Consider the following 14502-nt stretch of genomic DNA (forward strand, 5'->3'; position numbering starts at 1 on the left):
GGTCGGACAGGGCGGCATGGGCCAGGTCTGGACCGCCTACGACCGGACGCTGGACCGGCGGGTCGCCGTCAAGCTGGTCCGCGCCGACCGGGTGGCAGCAGGCGGCGAGGACGCGGAGGAGCTGCGCCTGCGCTTCGCCCGCGAGTGCCGGGTCACCGCCCGGGTCGACCACCCCGGCCTGGTCACCGTGCACGACGCGGGCAGCGACGGCGACGAGCTCTTCCTGGTGATGCAGTACGTGGAGGGCGCGGACCTCGCCGACCACCTCGCCGAGCACGACCCCTACCCCTGGCCGTGGGCGGTCGCCGTGGGGGCGCAGCTGTGCTCGGTCCTGGCGGCGGTGCACGCGGTGCCGGTCGTCCACCGCGACCTGAAGCCGCGCAACGTGATGGTGCGGCCCGACGGCACGCTCACCGTCCTCGACCTCGGCGTCGCCTCCGTCCTGGAGGCCGACGGGACCCGGCTGACCCGGACCGGGGCGCCCGTCGGCAGCCCCGCGTACATGGCGCCCGAGCAGGCCATGGGCGGCGCGGTGGGGCCGCGCACCGACCTGTACGCGCTGGGCGTGCTGCTGCACGAACTGCTCAGCGGCACCGTGCCGTTCGCCGGTTCGACCGCGCTGGGGGTGCTCCACCGGCACCTGTACGAACCGCCCGTGCCGCTGCGGGAGGTGCGGCCGGAGGTGCCCGGGCCGCTGGAGGCGCTGGTGCTGCGGCTGCTCGCGAAGGACCCGGGGGACCGGCCGGCGGACGCCTGGGAGGTGTACGGGGCGCTGGCCGGACTGCTCCCGGCGCCCGGCGGGGCCGCCGGGCGCGGGGGGAGCGGGCCGATGGACCCGACCCGGCCGTTCCTGCGCCCGCACGCGCCGTGGCCGGACCGGCCGGGGACCGCGGCGCCGTCGGGCGCCGGCGCGGCGGCCCCGGGCGGTCCGGCGGCCCCGCGAGCGGCGGGGGCCGTCCCGGGGGGCGGCGGCGCCGTCGGCGCGACGGGGGGCCCGCCGGGCGCCGGGGGTGTGGCGGAGGCGGTCGACGAGGTGCGGCGGCTGCTGGACGCCGGGCGGATCACCCAGGCGGTGGGCGTCCTCGGCGACCTCGTCCCCGCCGCGGCGGCACAACACGGCGAGCGGTCGCCGGTGGTGCACCTGCTGCGCAAGCAGTACGCGGCCACCCTGCTGGAGGACGGCCGGTACCGGCAGGCGCTCCCGGAGCTGCGGCTCCTCGCCCGGGAGCGCGCCGAGGCGTACGGGCCCGCGGACCCGCAGGTGCTGCGGTTCCGCTACGAGGCGGCGCAGTGCGTGGAGCAGCTGGGGGACCCGGTGGCCGCCCTCGCCGAGTACCGGGCGCTGCTGCCGTGGGCGGAGCGGGCGGCGGGCGGCGACCCCGACCTGCCGCTGGACGTCCGGCGCCGGGCGGGAGGCCTGCTGCTGTCCACCGGGGACCGGGCGGCGGCACGGGAGGTGCTGACCGGGCTGCTGGCCGACCTGGAGCGGCGCCACGGGCCGCACCACCCGGCGGCGGCAGAGGTCCGCGGCATGCTGGACTGGCTCGGCAGGGTGGCGGGCTGAGGCAGCCCCGGCACAATGGCCGCATGTCGACTGACGCGGAAGCAGCGGAAGCAGCAGACGTGACCACCGGGGGCGCACCCGGGCGCGCCCCCTCCCGGGCCGGGCTCCTGGCCCACCTGACGGCGTCCCGGATCGCCGGCGAGGTGGCGACGACCAGGGAGAACAATCTCGACCACTACCGCGCGCTCGCCGAGGGCGACCGGTACTACTGGCTGGGCCTGGAGCTGGGCGACCGGTGGGCGGACGAGTCCGCGGTGCTGGCCGTGATGGCGGAGCGCTGCGGCGTGGTGGCCGACCCGGGGCACGTGCGCGGGCAGGACACCATCGGCGCCGAGCTGTGCGCGGACGCCCTGGAGCGGATGGCGGCGGTGCTGCGGGAGGCCGTGGGGCGGCGGGCCCGGGTGCTGTTCGCGACCGGGCACCCGGGCGGCGTCCTCGCGGTCCACCGGGAACTGGCCCGGGCGCTCGCCGGGGCGGGGTGCACCGTGGTGGTGCCGCGGGACCTGCCGCTGCCGCCGGACGGCGCGGGCGATGCGGGCGGCACGGACGGTGCGGACGGTGCGGACGGTACGGGCGGCCGGCGCCGGCGGGGGGTGCGGGCCGTGGACCGGGTGGCGGTGCTGCACGAGGGGTCCCGCCTCCTGCACACCCACGAACCCGGGCCCATGCGGGCGGTGCTGGACGTCCTGGAGGCGGACGGGGGCCTGCCGGACCTCGTGGTCGCCGACCACGGCTGGGCGGGCCACGCGGGCCTGCGGGGCATCGAGACCGTGGGGTTCGCCGACTGCAACGACCCGGCGCTCTTCCTCGCCGAGGCCGAGGGGACGCTGCGGGTCACCGTGCCGCTGGACGACAACGTCAGCCCCGAGCTCTACGGGCCGCTGACCGCCTACCTGCTGGCCGAGGCGGGCCTGGGCGGCTGACGGGGACGCGCGGCCCGCGGGGCGGGGCGCAGACGGCGGGGCCGGGCGGCCGACCAGCGGTCGGCAGCCCGGCCCCGCCTGTGCGGACCCGGTGTCAGGAGGCCGGCATCAGCACGGTGTCGACGATGTAGACGGTGGCGTTGGAGGTCTGCACGTTGCCGCAGACGACCTTGGAGTTGCCGTTGACGGTGAAGTCCTCACCGCTGCCGGCGACCTTGACCGTGCCGCCCTCGAGGGTCTTGTGCTCGCCGGCCAGCTGCTCCGGGGCGATCCTGCCCGGGGCCACGTGGTAGGTGAGGATCTTGGTCAGCTTGGCCTTGTCGGCGAGCACCGCGTCGAGGGTCTTCTTCGGGAGCTTGGCGAAGGCGTCGTTGGTCGGGGCGAAGACGGTGATGTCCTTCGCGGAGTTGAGGGTGTCCACCAGGCCGGCCTTCTTGACGGCGGTGACCAGGGTGGAGAGCACCGGGTTGTTGGAGGCGGCCGTGGCCACCGGGTCCTTCGCCATGCCGGTGAAGCTGCCGGCACCGCTGGCGGGCACCGCGGAGCAGGCCGCGCCGAACGGGCCCGAGGCCATGGAGGCGGAGGGGCTCGCCGAGTCCATCGGCATGCTGCTCTCGGGGGCCGGGGCGGACGCGGAGGCCGGGGCGGAGGCGGAGTCGCTGGTGCCGCTGCCGCTGCTGCTGCACGCGCCGAGGGTGAGGGCGAGGGCGCCGGCGGCGACGAGGGAGGCGGTGGTGCGCAGGGCGTTCATGTCCTTCTTCTCCTGTGGTGAGGGGTGTGGTTGGTTCTGTCCGGCCCGTTCAGGGCATGGGGGTGGCGTGCCGTCCGGGCTGCGGCGGGGACGCCGGCGACCGGACGGCCGCGCGGTATGGGGTTGTCGTGGGGACGTCCCGGGGGATCAACCCGGGAAGGGGCGGCTAGGTCACGGTGACCACCGTGCTGTGCCAGCCGGTTGCGCCGTCCGGGAAGGGGGTGGCGCGGGCCTCGGTCTGGACGGCGCCGGTGCCGTCGATGGCGCGCACCTCGATGCGGTGCGTACCGGGCGGGGCCGTCCAGTCCCATGTCCACTGGCGCCAGACGTCCTCGCTGACCTGCGGTGCGAGGCGGGCCTCGGCCCAGGGGCCGCCGTCGACCCTGACCTCCACCGCGTCGACGCCGCGGTGGGTGGCCCAGGCGGTGCCCGCGACGGTGACCGCGCCGGACGCCACGCGGGCGAAGGGCTTGGGCACCTCGATCCGCGAGGCGGTCTTCACCGGCGCCCGCGGCGCCCACTCGCGCCTGACCCAGTAGGGGTCGTAGGCGTCGAAGGTCGTCACCTCCAGCTCCGTCAGCCACTTGGTGGCGGAGACGTAGCCGAAGAGGCCGGGCACCAGCATCCGGCAGGGGAACCCGTGGGCCGCCGGCAGCACCTCGCCGTTCATGGCGACGGCGAGCATCCCGGCCCGGCCGTCCAGCACCGCGTCCACCGGGGTGCCGATGGACATGCCGTCCACGGAGCGGCCGACCAGCTGGTCGGCGCCGCGCCGCACCCCCGCCTCGCGGAGCAGGGCCGCGAGGGGCGCGCCGATCCAGCGGGCGGTGCCCGCGTAGGGGCCGCCCACCTCGTTGGAGACGCAGGAGAGGGTGAGGTCGTGCTCCTCCAGCGGGCGGCGCAGGAGGTCGTCGAAGGTGATCTCCACGGGGTGGTCGACCATGCCGTGGATGCGCAGCCTCCAGTCCCGCGGGTCGACCTGCGGCACGACCAGGGCGGTGTCCACGCGGTAGAACCCGGCGTTGGGCGTGAACAGCGGGGACAGGCCGGGCACCCGGGGGTGCGCACCCGCGGGGACGGCGGGGGCGCGGCGGACGGGGGCGGGGATGCGGACGGCCTCCCTGGCCGCGCTGCGGTCGTACCGGCGCGAGGCGAGGGCCCGGCCGCCGAAGCCGGCGCCGGCAGCGGCGAGGGCGGTGGCGCCGGCCGCGGCCGTGAAGCGGCGCCGGTCGAGGGCGGCGGGAGCGGGCGTCGCGGCGACGGGGGCCCCGGAGCCGGAGGACCCGGAGGCACGCTCCTCGGGGGCGGCGGCGTCCCCGGCTTCCGGGATGTCCGCCGCGCCGGGGCCGCCCGCGGCGGCGGAACCGGGCCCGGCGGGCCGGGCGTGACCTGCGCCCGCGCCCGCGCCCACGCCCACGGCGGCCCGGCCGGTACGGACGAGGAGGTGCAGCACCGCCGCGCCGCAGGCCGCCGCCACCAGCGAGGGGACGCTCCAGGCGGCGGTGCCGGCGGGACGGCTGACCGCGGCCCAGGCGCCCACGGCGCCGAACACCGCGAAGAGCGGCACCCCGAGGCGGGGGCGGCGCAGCGCCGCGACGCCCGCGGCGAGCGCCAGCAGCGCCAGGACCGCGTAGATCCCGCCGAGCAGCACCGCCTTGTCGTGGGTGCCGAACGTGCGGACCGCGTACTCCTTCAGCGGGGTCGGGGCGAGGTCGACGGCCTGGGAGCCCACGGAGACGACCGGGGAGGACTGCGGGCCGGTCAGGACCGCGGCCAGCTCGCCCGCGCCCAGGGCGGATGCCGCGGACAGGGCTCCCGCCAGGGCGCCGACGCCCGTGCGGGCGGTCCGGCCGGTCCCGGCCGTCCGGCCGCCCTGCGGCGCCTGCTGCTCCTGGGTGACTGTCATGACCCTTATTCGGTGCCGCCGCTGGGCCGGTTGGGTCCGATCTCGGAAGTCACCCTTCCGAGTGATCTCATTGCTGCGGCCGGCGCGGTGCCGGCGGAGGACGCGGATTCCGGGGTAGTGGGCAGGAATGCAACTGGTGTGGGTGCTCGACTGTGCGGAGCCCGAGGCGCTGGCCGGCTTCTGGTCGGCGGTGCTCGGCTACCGGGCCGGGCCGTGGGAGCCGCCGTACGTGAGCCTGACGGACCCTTCGGGACGGCGGCCGGAACTCCTGCTGCAGCAGGTGCCGGAGCCCAAGGCGGGCAAGAACAGGATGCACCTCGACCTGCGGGTGGCGGGGATGGAGCCGGAGCTGGCACGGCTGCGCGCGCTGGGCGCGCGGGTGGTGCGGGAGCCCTTCGAGGAGGAGGGGTGGTGCACGGCGGTGCTGGCCGACCCCGAGGGCAACGAGTTCTGCGTGGTCGTACCGCCCGAGGGCCCGGACCGGGAGGCCGCCGCGGCGGCCTCGTCGGCGGACGGGTAGCGGGATGCCGCCGGGCGCGGCCCGCAGCGGACGGGCCGACGACGAGGCCGGGCGGGGCGGGCGCTGCGGGCCGGCCGCCCGGCGCAGGCCGAGGTCAGCCGCCGGGCAGCGGCCGGTCGCCCGGTCGGGCGGAGCCGCCCGGCCCGGCGGCGGCACGGCCGTCCGGCGGGGAGGGGACCGCGGCAGGGCCGGGGGCCGGGTCGAGGGCCTGCACCGGGGCCTGGACCGGGGCCGGGGCACCGCCGTCGGTCCCGGCGGCCGCCGCGAGGGCGCCCAGGGCGAGACGGTGCAGCAGCGCCGCCATGGCGTCGCGGCCCAGGGCCGGCTGGGCGCCGCGCCGGACGGCGCTGTGCGGGGTGGAGTTCAGCAGTCCGAAGACGGCGTGGACGGCGGCGCGGGCCCCGGGTTCGGCGGCCAGCGGGGAGGGTGCGGGGAATGCCCGGCGCACCACGTCCACCCAGAGTTCGACGTAGCTGCGCTGGAGGCGGCGGACCCGGCGGCGGTCCTCGTCCTTCAGGTGCAGCAGCTCCCGGTCGTGGAGGGTGATGAGGTCCTGGTCGTCGAGGGCGAAGTCGATGTGGCCGCGGACCAGTGCGTCCAGGGCCGCGGCGGCGCCGGACGCGTCCTCGGCGCGGCGGCGCCCCTCGTCCAGCAGACGCTCGCTGATCCCGACGAGCAGGTCGGCGAGCATGGCGTCCTTGCCCGCGAAGTGCCGGTAGAGGCCGGGGCCGCTGATGCCGACGGCCCGGCCGATCTCGTCCACGCCGACGCCGAGGAAGCCGCGGGCGGCGAAGAGCCGGGCGGCCTCGCGGCGGATCTGGTCGCGACGCGGGGTCGCGGCGGGGGCGTCGGTGCGGGACATGGTCCGATCCTAGACAGTGCGGTTATCGATGGTTAACCTGGGCGCGTAAGTTAACGTTAATTAACGTGGCGGTGCAGGGCAAAGGAGCTCGTGGCCATGGTCTTCTCGTCGTACGCCGCTGCTCCCCCGACGTGGGCCGCCGAGGCGGCGGCACCGCGGCTGGGAACCGCCGCCGACCCCGGGTCGGACGCCTACCGGGGCAACGTCGAGGCGCACACCGCCCTGGTCGGCGAGCTCCGCAGGAAGCTGGCGGCCGCCGCGCTGGGCGGCGGGGAGCGGGCCCGGCAGCGGCACACCGCGCGCGGCAAGCTGCTGCCCCGCGACCGGGTGGACACCCTGCTGGACCCCGGATCGCCGTTCCTGGAACTGTGCCCGCTGGCCGCCGACGGGATGTACGACGGTGCGGCACCGGCGGCCGGGGTGGTCGCCGGGATCGGCCGGGTCGCCGGCCGCGAGGTCGTCGTGGTCGCCAACGACGCCACGGTCAAGGGCGGCACGTACTACCCCATGACGGTGAAGAAGCACCTGCGGGCGCAGGAGGTGGCGCTGGAGAACCGGCTGCCCTGCATCTACCTCGTCGACTCCGGAGGAGCGTTCCTGCCGATGCAGGACGAGGTCTTCCCCGACCGCGACCACTTCGGGCGGATCTTCTACAACCAGGCGCGGATGTCGGCCGCCGGCATCCCGCAGATCGCGGCGGTGCTGGGGTCCTGCACGGCGGGCGGTGCGTACGTCCCCGCGATGAGCGACCAGGCCGTGATCGTGCGCAACCAGGGGACCATCTTCCTCGGCGGCCCGCCGCTGGTGAAGGCGGCCACCGGCGAGGTGGTGACCGCGGAGGAGCTGGGCGGCGGCGAGGTGCACTCCCGGACCTCGGGCGTCACCGACCACCTGGCCGAGGACGACGCGCACGCGCTGGCGATCGTCCGCTCCGTCGTGGGCGGCCTGGGCCCGCGGCCGCCCCGGCCGTGGGAGGTCGCCCCGGTCGAGCCGCCCGCGGTCGACCCGGCGGGCCTGTACGGCGCCGTCCCGGTGGACCCGCGCACCCCCTACGACGTGCGGGAGGTGATCGCCCGGATCGTGGACGGCAGCCGCTTCGCCGAGTTCAAGCCCGAGTACGGGCCGACCCTGGTCACCGGCTTCGCCCGGGTGCACGGCCACCCGGTGGGGATCGTCGCCAACAACGGCATCCTCTTCTCCGAGTCCGCCATGAAGGGCGCGCACTTCATCGAGCTGTGCGACCAGCGCGGCATCCCCCTCCTCTTCCTGCAGAACATCTCCGGCTTCATGGTGGGCCGCCAGTACGAGGCGGGCGGCATCGCCAAGCACGGCGCCAAGATGGTCACCGCGGTGGCCTGCACCCGGGTGCCCAAGCTCACCGTGGTGGTCGGCGGCTCCTACGGCGCCGGCAACTACTCGATGTGCGGCCGGGCGTACTCACCCCGCTTCCTGTGGATGTGGCCGGGGGCCAAGATCTCGGTCATGGGCGGCGAGCAGGCCGCCTCGGTGCTGGCCACCGTCCGCCGCGACCAGCTGGAGGCCCAGGGGGCCGACTGGCCGGCCGAGGCGGAGGAGGAGTTCAAGCGCCCGGTGCGGGAGCAGTACGAGCGGCAGGGCAGCGCCTACTACGCCACCGCGCGGCTCTGGGACGACGGCGTCATCGACCCGAAGGACACCCGCACGGTGGTCGGTCTCGCCCTCACCGCCTGCGCCAACGCCCCGCTCGCCGAGCCCCGCCCCTACGGCGTCTTCCGGATGTGACGGCGGCCGTGACCACCGACGTGACCACCGGGGCGCGAGCCGGCCGGGCGACCGGATCGCCGACCGGATCGCCGGGCGGAACACCGGGCGGAACACCGACCGGTGCGGCCGACGACGCAGTCGGCGAAGCGTCCACCGAAGCGACCACCGACGTGACGGGCCGCCGGCACGCCTACCCTGCCATCGGAGGAGCACCTCCCATGTTCGACACCGTCCTGGTCGCCAACCGCGGTGAGATCGCCGTCCGGGTGATCCGCACCCTGCGCCGCCTCGGCGTGCGCGCGGTGGCCGTCCACAGCGACGCCGACGCCGACGCACCGCACGTGCGGGAGGCCGACACCGCGGTCCGGCTGGGCCCGCCCGACCGGTCGGACTCCGGTGCGGCCGAGACCTACCTGCACGTCCCGCGCCTCCTGGAGGCGGCCCGCCGCACCGGGGCCCAGGCCGTGCACCCGGGGTACGGCTTCCTCGCCGAGAACGCGGCCTTCGCCCGCGCCTGCGCCGAGGCGGGCCTGGTCTTCGTCGGTCCTCCTCCCTCCGCGGTCGAGCTGATGGGCGACAAGATCAACGCCAAGGAGGCGGTGCGCGCGGCCGGGGTGCCGGTCGTCCCCGGCAGCCGGGACGACGCCCGCAGCGACGCGGACCTCGCCGCCGCGGCCGCCGGCATCGGCTTCCCCGTGCTGCTGAAGCCCTCCGCCGGAGGCGGCGGCAAGGGCATGCGGCTGGTCAGGGACCCGGCCGCCCTGCCGGACGAGATCGCCGCCGCCCGGCGCGAGGCCCGGACCGCCTTCGGCGACGACACGCTCCTGGTGGAGCGCTGGATCGACCGGCCCCGCCACATCGAGGTGCAGGTGCTCGCCGACGCCCACGGCACCACCGTGCACCTGGGCGAGCGCGAGTGCAGCCTCCAGCGGCGCCACCAGAAGCTGGTCGAGGAGGCCCCCTCCGTCCTCCTCGACGAGGACACCCGCGCCGCCATGGGCGCCGCCGCGGTCCGCGCCGCCGAGGCGTGCGGCTACACCGGCGCGGGCACGGTGGAGTTCATCGTTCCGGGCGACGACCCGTCGGCGTACTACTTCATGGAGATGAACACCCGCCTCCAGGTCGAGCACCCGGTCACCGAACTCGCCGCCCACGTGCGCGGCCTGGACAGCCCGGCCGGCCCCGGGCGGCCGGACCTCGTCGAGTGGCAGCTGCGGATCGCCGCCGGGGAGCGCCTCCCGGTCACCCAGGAGGACGTCTCCTTCCGGGGCCACGCGATCGAGGCCCGGATCTGCGCCGAGGACCCGGCGCGCGGCTTCCTCCCCACCGGAGGCCGCGTCCTGCTGCTGCGCGAGCCGACCGGGGAGGGTGTCCGGGTCGATTCCGGGCTCGCCCCGGACACCCTCGTCGGCTCCACCTACGACCCCATGCTCGCCAAGGTCGTCGCCTACGGTCCCGACCGGGACACGGCCCTGCGGAGGCTGCGCGCCGCCCTCGCGGAGACCCTGATCCTCGGCGTGACCACCAACACCGGCTTCCTGCGCCGGCTCCTCACGCATCCCGACGTCGTCGCGGGGCGACTCGACACCGGCCTGGTCGAGCGCACCGTCCAGCAGACCCCCGGCCTCCTGGCATCCCCGGCCGACGCCGCCGGCCTGCCCGACGGCTCACCCTCCGGGGCCCCTCCCGCGGCCCCGCTCCCCCACACCGTGCTGTGCGCCGCGGCACTCGCCCGGCACCTGGCCCTCGCACCGGCCCCCGCCCCCGGCGGCTGGACCGACCCGTTCTCCCTGCCCTCCGCCTGGCGGCTGGGCGGCGAGCCCGCCTGGACCGTCCACCGGCTCCGCCTCCCGGGCGGCGAACCGGTGGAGGTGCGGGTGCGGCCCACCTCGACGGACAACGTAGCGGCCACCACTGACAACGGCCCCGGCAGCGCCTCCGAGCTGCAGGTACGGCTCGGCGACGGGCCCGTGCGCACCGCCAGGGCGGCACGCCGCGGCCACCGCCTGGAGGTCTCCCTCGACGGCGTCGGACACACCTTCGCACTCGCCGCCGACACCGCCGCCCCCGCCGCGGGCGGGCCCGCCCTCTGGCTCGGCCTGGACGGCGACACCTGGGCGGTGCTGCCGTACGACCCGGTCGCGGAGCGCGCGGCGGGCGGCGGTCCCGGCGCGCACCACGGCACCCTCACCGCCCCGATGCCCGGCACCGTCACCGTGGTGAAGGCCGCCGTCGGCGAGCGTGTCCGCAAGGGCCAGCCGCTGCTGGTCCTGGAGGCCATGAAGATGGAGCACGTCATCGCCGCCCCGCACGACGGCACGGTGGAGCAGCTGCGCGCCGTCCAGGGGGCCGGCGTGTCCATGGACGAGGTGCTCGCCGTGGTCTCGGCGGGCGACGGCGACGGCGACGGGACGGCCGCCGCGGACCGCGGGCCCGCGGAGGCGGCGCGGTGACCGGTTCGGTGCTGGACCTCGGACTCCCCGAGGCCGTCCCCCTGCCGGGACTGCCGGCACGGGTGCGCATCCACGAGGTGGGCGCCCGCGACGGCCTGCAGAACGAGGCGCTGCCGCTGCCCGTCGAGGTGAAGGCGGAGTTCGTCGCCAGGCTGGCGGCCGCCGGCCTGCGCACCGTGGAGGCGACCAGCTTCGTGCACCCGAAGTGGGTGCCGCAGCTCGCGGACGCGGAGCAGCTGATGCCGCTGCTGGCGGACCTCCCCGGCCGCCACCCGGGTCTGCGGCTGCCGGTGCTGGTGCCCAACGAGCGCGGCCTGGAGCGGGCGCTGGCCCACGGGGTCGCGGACATCGCGGTCTTCGCCAGCGCCACCGAGACCTTCGCCCGCCGCAACCTCAACCGCTCCCTGGAGGAGTCGCTGGAGATGTTCGCGCCCGTGGTGGCGCGCGCGACGGCGGAGGGCGTGCGGGTGCGCGGCTACCTGTCGATGTGCTTCGGCGACCCCTGGGAGGGGCGGGTGCCGCTCCCCCAGGTCGTCGCGACGGGCCGGCGGCTGCTGGAGATGGGCTGCGACGAGCTGAGCCTCGGCGACACCATCGGCGTCGCCACCCCGGGCCAGGTCACGGCGCTGCTGGAGGCGCTGGGGCGGGCGGGGGTGGCGCCGGACCGGCTCGCGGTGCACTTCCACGACACCTACGGCCAGGCGCTGTCCAACACGCTCGCCGCGCTGCGGGCGGGCGTGTCCGTGGTGGACGCCTCCGCGGGCGGCCTGGGCGGCTGCCCGTACGCGAGGAGCGCCACCGGCAACCTGGCCACCGAGGACCTCGTCTGGATGCTGCACGGGCTCGGCATCGGGACCGGCGTGGACCTCGGGGCCCTCGCCGCCACCAGCGTCTGGCTCGCCGGGCACCTGGGCCGCCCCAGTCCCTCGCGCACGGTGCGTGCCCTGACCGGGGGCTGACCCGCCCCGCCGGCCGCGGCGGGGACCCCGCCGCGGCCTCCCCCACCCTCGCCACCCCCAAGAGGCCCAGGAGCGTCACCATGCTCGACCACCGGCTCGACTCCGAGTACGAGGACCTGCGGCGCACGGTCGCCGAGTTCGCGAACGACGTCGTCGCACCCAAGATCGGCGACTACTACGAGCACGACGAGTTCCCGTACGAGATCGTGCGGGAGATGGGGCGGATGGGCCTGTTCGGGCTGCCGTTCCCCGAGGAGTACGGCGGCATGGGCGGCGACTACTTCGCGCTCTGCCTGGCCCTGGAGGAGCTGGCCCGGGTGGACTCCTCGGTGGCGATCACCCTGGAGGCCGGGGTGTCGCTGGGCGCGATGCCGGTGTACCGGTTCGGCACCGAGGAGCAGAAGCGGGAGTGGCTGCCCCGGCTCTGCTCCGGCGAGATGCTGGGGGCCTTCGGCCTGACGGAGCCGGAGGGCGGCTCGGACGCGGGCGCGACCCGGACCACGGCCCGGCTGGACGAGGCGACCGGGGAGTGGGTGATCAACGGCACCAAGTGCTTCATCACCAACTCCGGGACGGACATCACGGGCCTGGTCACCGTGACCGCCCTCACCGAACCGACCACCCGTTCGAGTGAAGCGGGCGGGAGTGCCTCGACCCGGCCCGCGATCTCGTCCATCATCGTCCCCGTCGGCACACCCGGCTTCACCGTGTCGAAGAAGTACTCGAAGGTCGGCTGGAACGCCTCGGACACCCGGGAGCTCTCCTTCACCGACTGCCGCGTCCCGGCCGCCAACCTGCTCGGCGAGCCCGGCCGCGGGTACGCCCAGTTCCTCCGCATCCTCGACGAGGGGCGGATCGCCATCGCAGCCCTGGCCACCGGCCTGGCCCAGGGGTGCGTCGACCAGTCGCTGGCCTACGCCTCGGAGCGGCACGCCTTCGGCCGCGCCATCGGTGCCAACCAGGCCATCCAGTTCAAGATCGCCGACATGGAGATGCGCGCGCACACCTCCCGCCTGGCCTGGCGGGACGCCGCGTCCCGGCTGCTCCACGGCGAGCCGTTCAAGAAGGAGGCCGCGATCGCCAAGCTCCACTCCTCCGACGCCGCGGTGGTCAACGCCCGGGAGGCCACGCAGATCCACGGCGGCTACGGCTTCATGAACGAGTTCCCGGTCGCCCGCTTCTGGCGGGACTGCAAGATCCTCGAAATCGGCGAGGGCACCTCGGAGGTCCAGCGCATGCTCATCGCGAGGGAGCTCGGCATGACCCCGTGACGGACCGTCGGCGCGCCCCCGCCGGACGGAGCGGAAGGGCGGGGGCGCGCCGGGAGCATCGGGCCCGTGGCCGGCCGCGGGCCGGGGGACGGCCCGTCAGGACCGCAGGCGGACCGTCCTCGGCCCCTCAGAACTCCTAACGGAATGAGGCGGGGACACCTGCTTGTGTCCGTTGATCTGGTTCAGAGACCCTGAGCTCTGACAGATGTGAGCGGGCAGGACAGAGGGTGCAGGGTGGAACTGATCAGCCTCTCGGATGGCGACAACAGCTTTCGGGTGCGTGTGCTGGGGCGCAGGTCGCCGGGCGTGCTGCATCTTCACGACCAGCTCGACGCAGAGGTCATTGTGACCAGCAGCTTCGTCGGCGGTCGGCTGGCCATGTCTCTGTTCCCTTCCGACCTGGAGAAGTGGTCCCGTGCTCTGGACCTGCTTGCTGCCGGTCAGGACATCTGCTGGAGGGACGACCACCACAGCCCCGAGATCAAGATCCAGCCGTACAGCGAAGAACATGAGACTGTCGCTGTCCGTGTAGAAGATCTGGGCAGTTCGTGCGTCTCCGTGTTCCTTCCCATGAGTCTTGAAGAGGGCTGGATCGACCAGCAGCGCAAGCTACTCGGTCAGGTGCTGCAGGAGTGGCCGAGCGAAGTACTGGAGTCTTCACCGGGTGCCTATGAGTGGCGGCGCTGAACTGCGGCCAGGCGCCGCCGGCAGATAAGTGCCCATCCGAGGGTGAGGAAGGCTTCGTGGATGTCGTCGCGCATCTCCCAGCGGATCCGCAGGCGGCGGAACCAGTGCAGGTGGGCGAACGCGCGTTCCACGACCCAGCGTTGGGTGCCCAGGCCGGAGCCATGCTCGGTGCCGCGTCGTGCGATCAACGGCTTCACGCCGAGGTCCCCGACGAGACGGCGGTACGTGTCGTGGTCGTAGCTGCGGTCGGCCAGTAGTACGTCCGGGCGGCGCCGGGGCCGGCCACGCTTGCCCCGCACGGACGGCACGGCCTGGCGGAGTGGGATCAGCTGGGTGACGTCGTTGCGGTTGCCGCCGGTCAGGGTGGCGGCGAGCGGAATGCCGGTGGCGTCAGTGATCAAGTGGTGCTTGCTGCCCGTCCTGCCCCGGTCGACGGGGCTTCGTCCGGCCTTGGAGCCCCCTTTGACGCCCGGATGTGGGAACCGTCGACCGCCGCCCGGGAGAAGTCCGGGGCGTTCGCGCCGCGGATCTTGGCGAGAAGGGCCTCGTGCAGTCGCGGCCACACCTCGGCCCCGGTCCACTCGGCCAGCCGGCGCCAGCAGGTCATGCCCGAGCCGAAGCCGAGTTCCTGCGACAGGTGTTCCCAGGCGATCCCGGTGTGCAGGACGAACAGGATGCCCTGGAACACGAGGCGGTCCGGATGCCGCTTGCGTCCCGGATGCCGGGTCCGACGCTCGACCTTGGGCAACAACGGCTCGATCACCGCCCACAACTCGTCATCGACTTCCCACGGCTTCGGCCGAGCCACCCGGCACCCGCGGATCATCAGTCCCGGAGCGATCCAACCACCTCGAAGATCATTT

12 protein-coding genes are annotated in these 14502 nt (G+C 75.4%); 8 read left to right on the forward strand and 4 right to left on the reverse strand.

The genetic code is table 11. The features are described from left to right. Positions 1-16 precede the first annotated feature (16 nt). On the forward strand, positions 17-1564 hold the full coding sequence (locus ACFY07_RS16030) for a protein kinase (RefSeq protein ID WP_390869276.1): 1548 nt from the start codon (positions 17-19) through the stop codon (positions 1562-1564). 23 nt (positions 1565-1587) lie between these two features. Next, a complete protein-coding gene (locus tag ACFY07_RS16035; RefSeq protein ID WP_390869207.1) occupies positions 1588-2487 on the forward strand; it encodes a phosphatase in 900 nt (299 codons plus the stop codon). Positions 2488-2581: 94 nt separating this feature from the next. On the opposite strand, the gene ACFY07_RS16040 is transcribed toward ACFY07_RS16035, so the two are convergent. After that, positions 2582-3238 carry a fasciclin domain-containing protein gene (locus ACFY07_RS16040; RefSeq protein WP_390869208.1) on the reverse strand — a complete coding sequence of 219 codons (657 nt, stop codon included), beginning with the start codon at positions 3236-3238 and terminating at the stop codon, positions 2582-2584. Between the two features lie 166 nt (positions 3239-3404). Next, positions 3405-5144 (reverse strand): molybdopterin-dependent oxidoreductase, encoded by a 1740-nt coding sequence (locus ACFY07_RS16045; RefSeq protein WP_390869209.1) that lies wholly within the window; start codon positions 5142-5144, stop codon positions 3405-3407. A 127-nt stretch (positions 5145-5271) separates the two neighbouring features. On the opposite strand from ACFY07_RS16045, the gene ACFY07_RS16050 reads away from it, so the two are divergent. Continuing rightward, entirely contained in the window at positions 5272-5664 is a 393-nt protein-coding gene (locus tag ACFY07_RS16050) for a VOC family protein (protein ID WP_230651866.1), read from the forward strand. A 94-nt stretch (positions 5665-5758) separates the two neighbouring features. Here ACFY07_RS16050 and ACFY07_RS16055 read toward each other — a convergent pair whose 3' ends face one another. Further along, positions 5759-6526 (reverse strand): TetR/AcrR family transcriptional regulator, encoded by a 768-nt coding sequence (locus tag ACFY07_RS16055; RefSeq protein ID WP_390869211.1) that lies wholly within the window; start codon positions 6524-6526, stop codon positions 5759-5761. Between the two features lie 96 nt (positions 6527-6622). Here ACFY07_RS16055 and ACFY07_RS16060 point away from each other — a divergent pair, with 96 nt between their 5' ends. The 5 genes from ACFY07_RS16060 to ACFY07_RS16080 all read left to right on the forward strand — a co-directional run bounded on the left by ACFY07_RS16060 (position 6623) and on the right by ACFY07_RS16080 (position 13639). Then, positions 6623-8287 carry a carboxyl transferase domain-containing protein gene (locus tag ACFY07_RS16060; RefSeq protein ID WP_390869212.1) on the forward strand — a complete coding sequence of 555 codons (1665 nt, stop codon included), beginning with the start codon at positions 6623-6625 and terminating at the stop codon, positions 8285-8287. 200 nt (positions 8288-8487) lie between these two features. After that, positions 8488-10722 carry an acetyl/propionyl/methylcrotonyl-CoA carboxylase subunit alpha gene (locus ACFY07_RS16065; RefSeq protein WP_390869213.1) on the forward strand — a complete coding sequence of 745 codons (2235 nt, stop codon included), beginning with the start codon at positions 8488-8490 and terminating at the stop codon, positions 10720-10722. Next, entirely contained in the window at positions 10719-11681 is a 963-nt protein-coding gene (locus ACFY07_RS16070; RefSeq protein WP_390869215.1) for a hydroxymethylglutaryl-CoA lyase, read from the forward strand. The genes ACFY07_RS16065 and ACFY07_RS16070 overlap by 4 nt, the downstream gene beginning before the upstream one ends. A gap of 80 nt (positions 11682-11761) precedes the next feature. Beyond that, entirely contained in the window at positions 11762-12952 is a 1191-nt protein-coding gene (locus ACFY07_RS16075; protein WP_390869216.1) for an acyl-CoA dehydrogenase family protein, read from the forward strand. 234 nt (positions 12953-13186) lie between these two features. Next, a complete protein-coding gene (locus ACFY07_RS16080) occupies positions 13187-13639 on the forward strand; it encodes a DUF5959 family protein (RefSeq protein WP_390869217.1) in 453 nt (150 codons plus the stop codon). On the opposite strand, the gene ACFY07_RS16085 is transcribed toward ACFY07_RS16080, so the two are convergent. Continuing rightward, a protein-coding gene (locus ACFY07_RS16085; protein WP_390869218.1) for an IS5 family transposase occupies positions 13621-14465 on the reverse strand; the annotation gives its coding sequence in 2 pieces (ribosomal slippage) (positions 13621-14118 and positions 14121-14465; 843 coding nt in all). The genes ACFY07_RS16080 and ACFY07_RS16085 overlap by 19 nt on opposite strands. Between the last annotated feature and the right edge of the window lie 37 nt (positions 14466-14502).

Source organism: Streptomyces sp. NPDC001380 (genome assembly GCF_042895785.1).
In the GTDB taxonomy this organism is placed as follows: domain Bacteria; phylum Actinomycetota; class Actinomycetes; order Streptomycetales; family Streptomycetaceae; genus Peterkaempfera.

What these genes read in the sequence shown, in the direction of transcription:
- ACFY07_RS16030 (WP_390869276.1), top strand. Translation starts at nt 17, where the DNA reads ATGGGCCAGGTCTGGACCGCCTACGACCGGACGCTGGACCGGCGGGTC.
- ACFY07_RS16035 (WP_390869207.1), top strand. Translation starts at nt 1,588, where the DNA reads ATGTCGACTGACGCGGAAGCAGCGGAAGCAGCAGACGTGACCACCGGG.
- ACFY07_RS16040 (WP_390869208.1), bottom strand. Translation starts at nt 3,238, where the DNA reads ATGAACGCCCTGCGCACCACCGCCTCCCTCGTCGCCGCCGGCGCCCTC.
- ACFY07_RS16045 (WP_390869209.1), bottom strand. Translation starts at nt 5,144, where the DNA reads ATGACAGTCACCCAGGAGCAGCAGGCGCCGCAGGGCGGCCGGACGGCC.
- ACFY07_RS16050 (WP_230651866.1), top strand. Translation starts at nt 5,272, where the DNA reads ATGCAACTGGTGTGGGTGCTCGACTGTGCGGAGCCCGAGGCGCTGGCC.
- ACFY07_RS16055 (WP_390869211.1), bottom strand. Translation starts at nt 6,526, where the DNA reads ATGTCCCGCACCGACGCCCCCGCCGCGACCCCGCGTCGCGACCAGATC.
- ACFY07_RS16060 (WP_390869212.1), top strand. Translation starts at nt 6,623, where the DNA reads ATGGTCTTCTCGTCGTACGCCGCTGCTCCCCCGACGTGGGCCGCCGAG.
- ACFY07_RS16065 (WP_390869213.1), top strand. Translation starts at nt 8,488, where the DNA reads ATGTTCGACACCGTCCTGGTCGCCAACCGCGGTGAGATCGCCGTCCGG.
- ACFY07_RS16075 (WP_390869216.1), top strand. Translation starts at nt 11,762, where the DNA reads ATGCTCGACCACCGGCTCGACTCCGAGTACGAGGACCTGCGGCGCACG.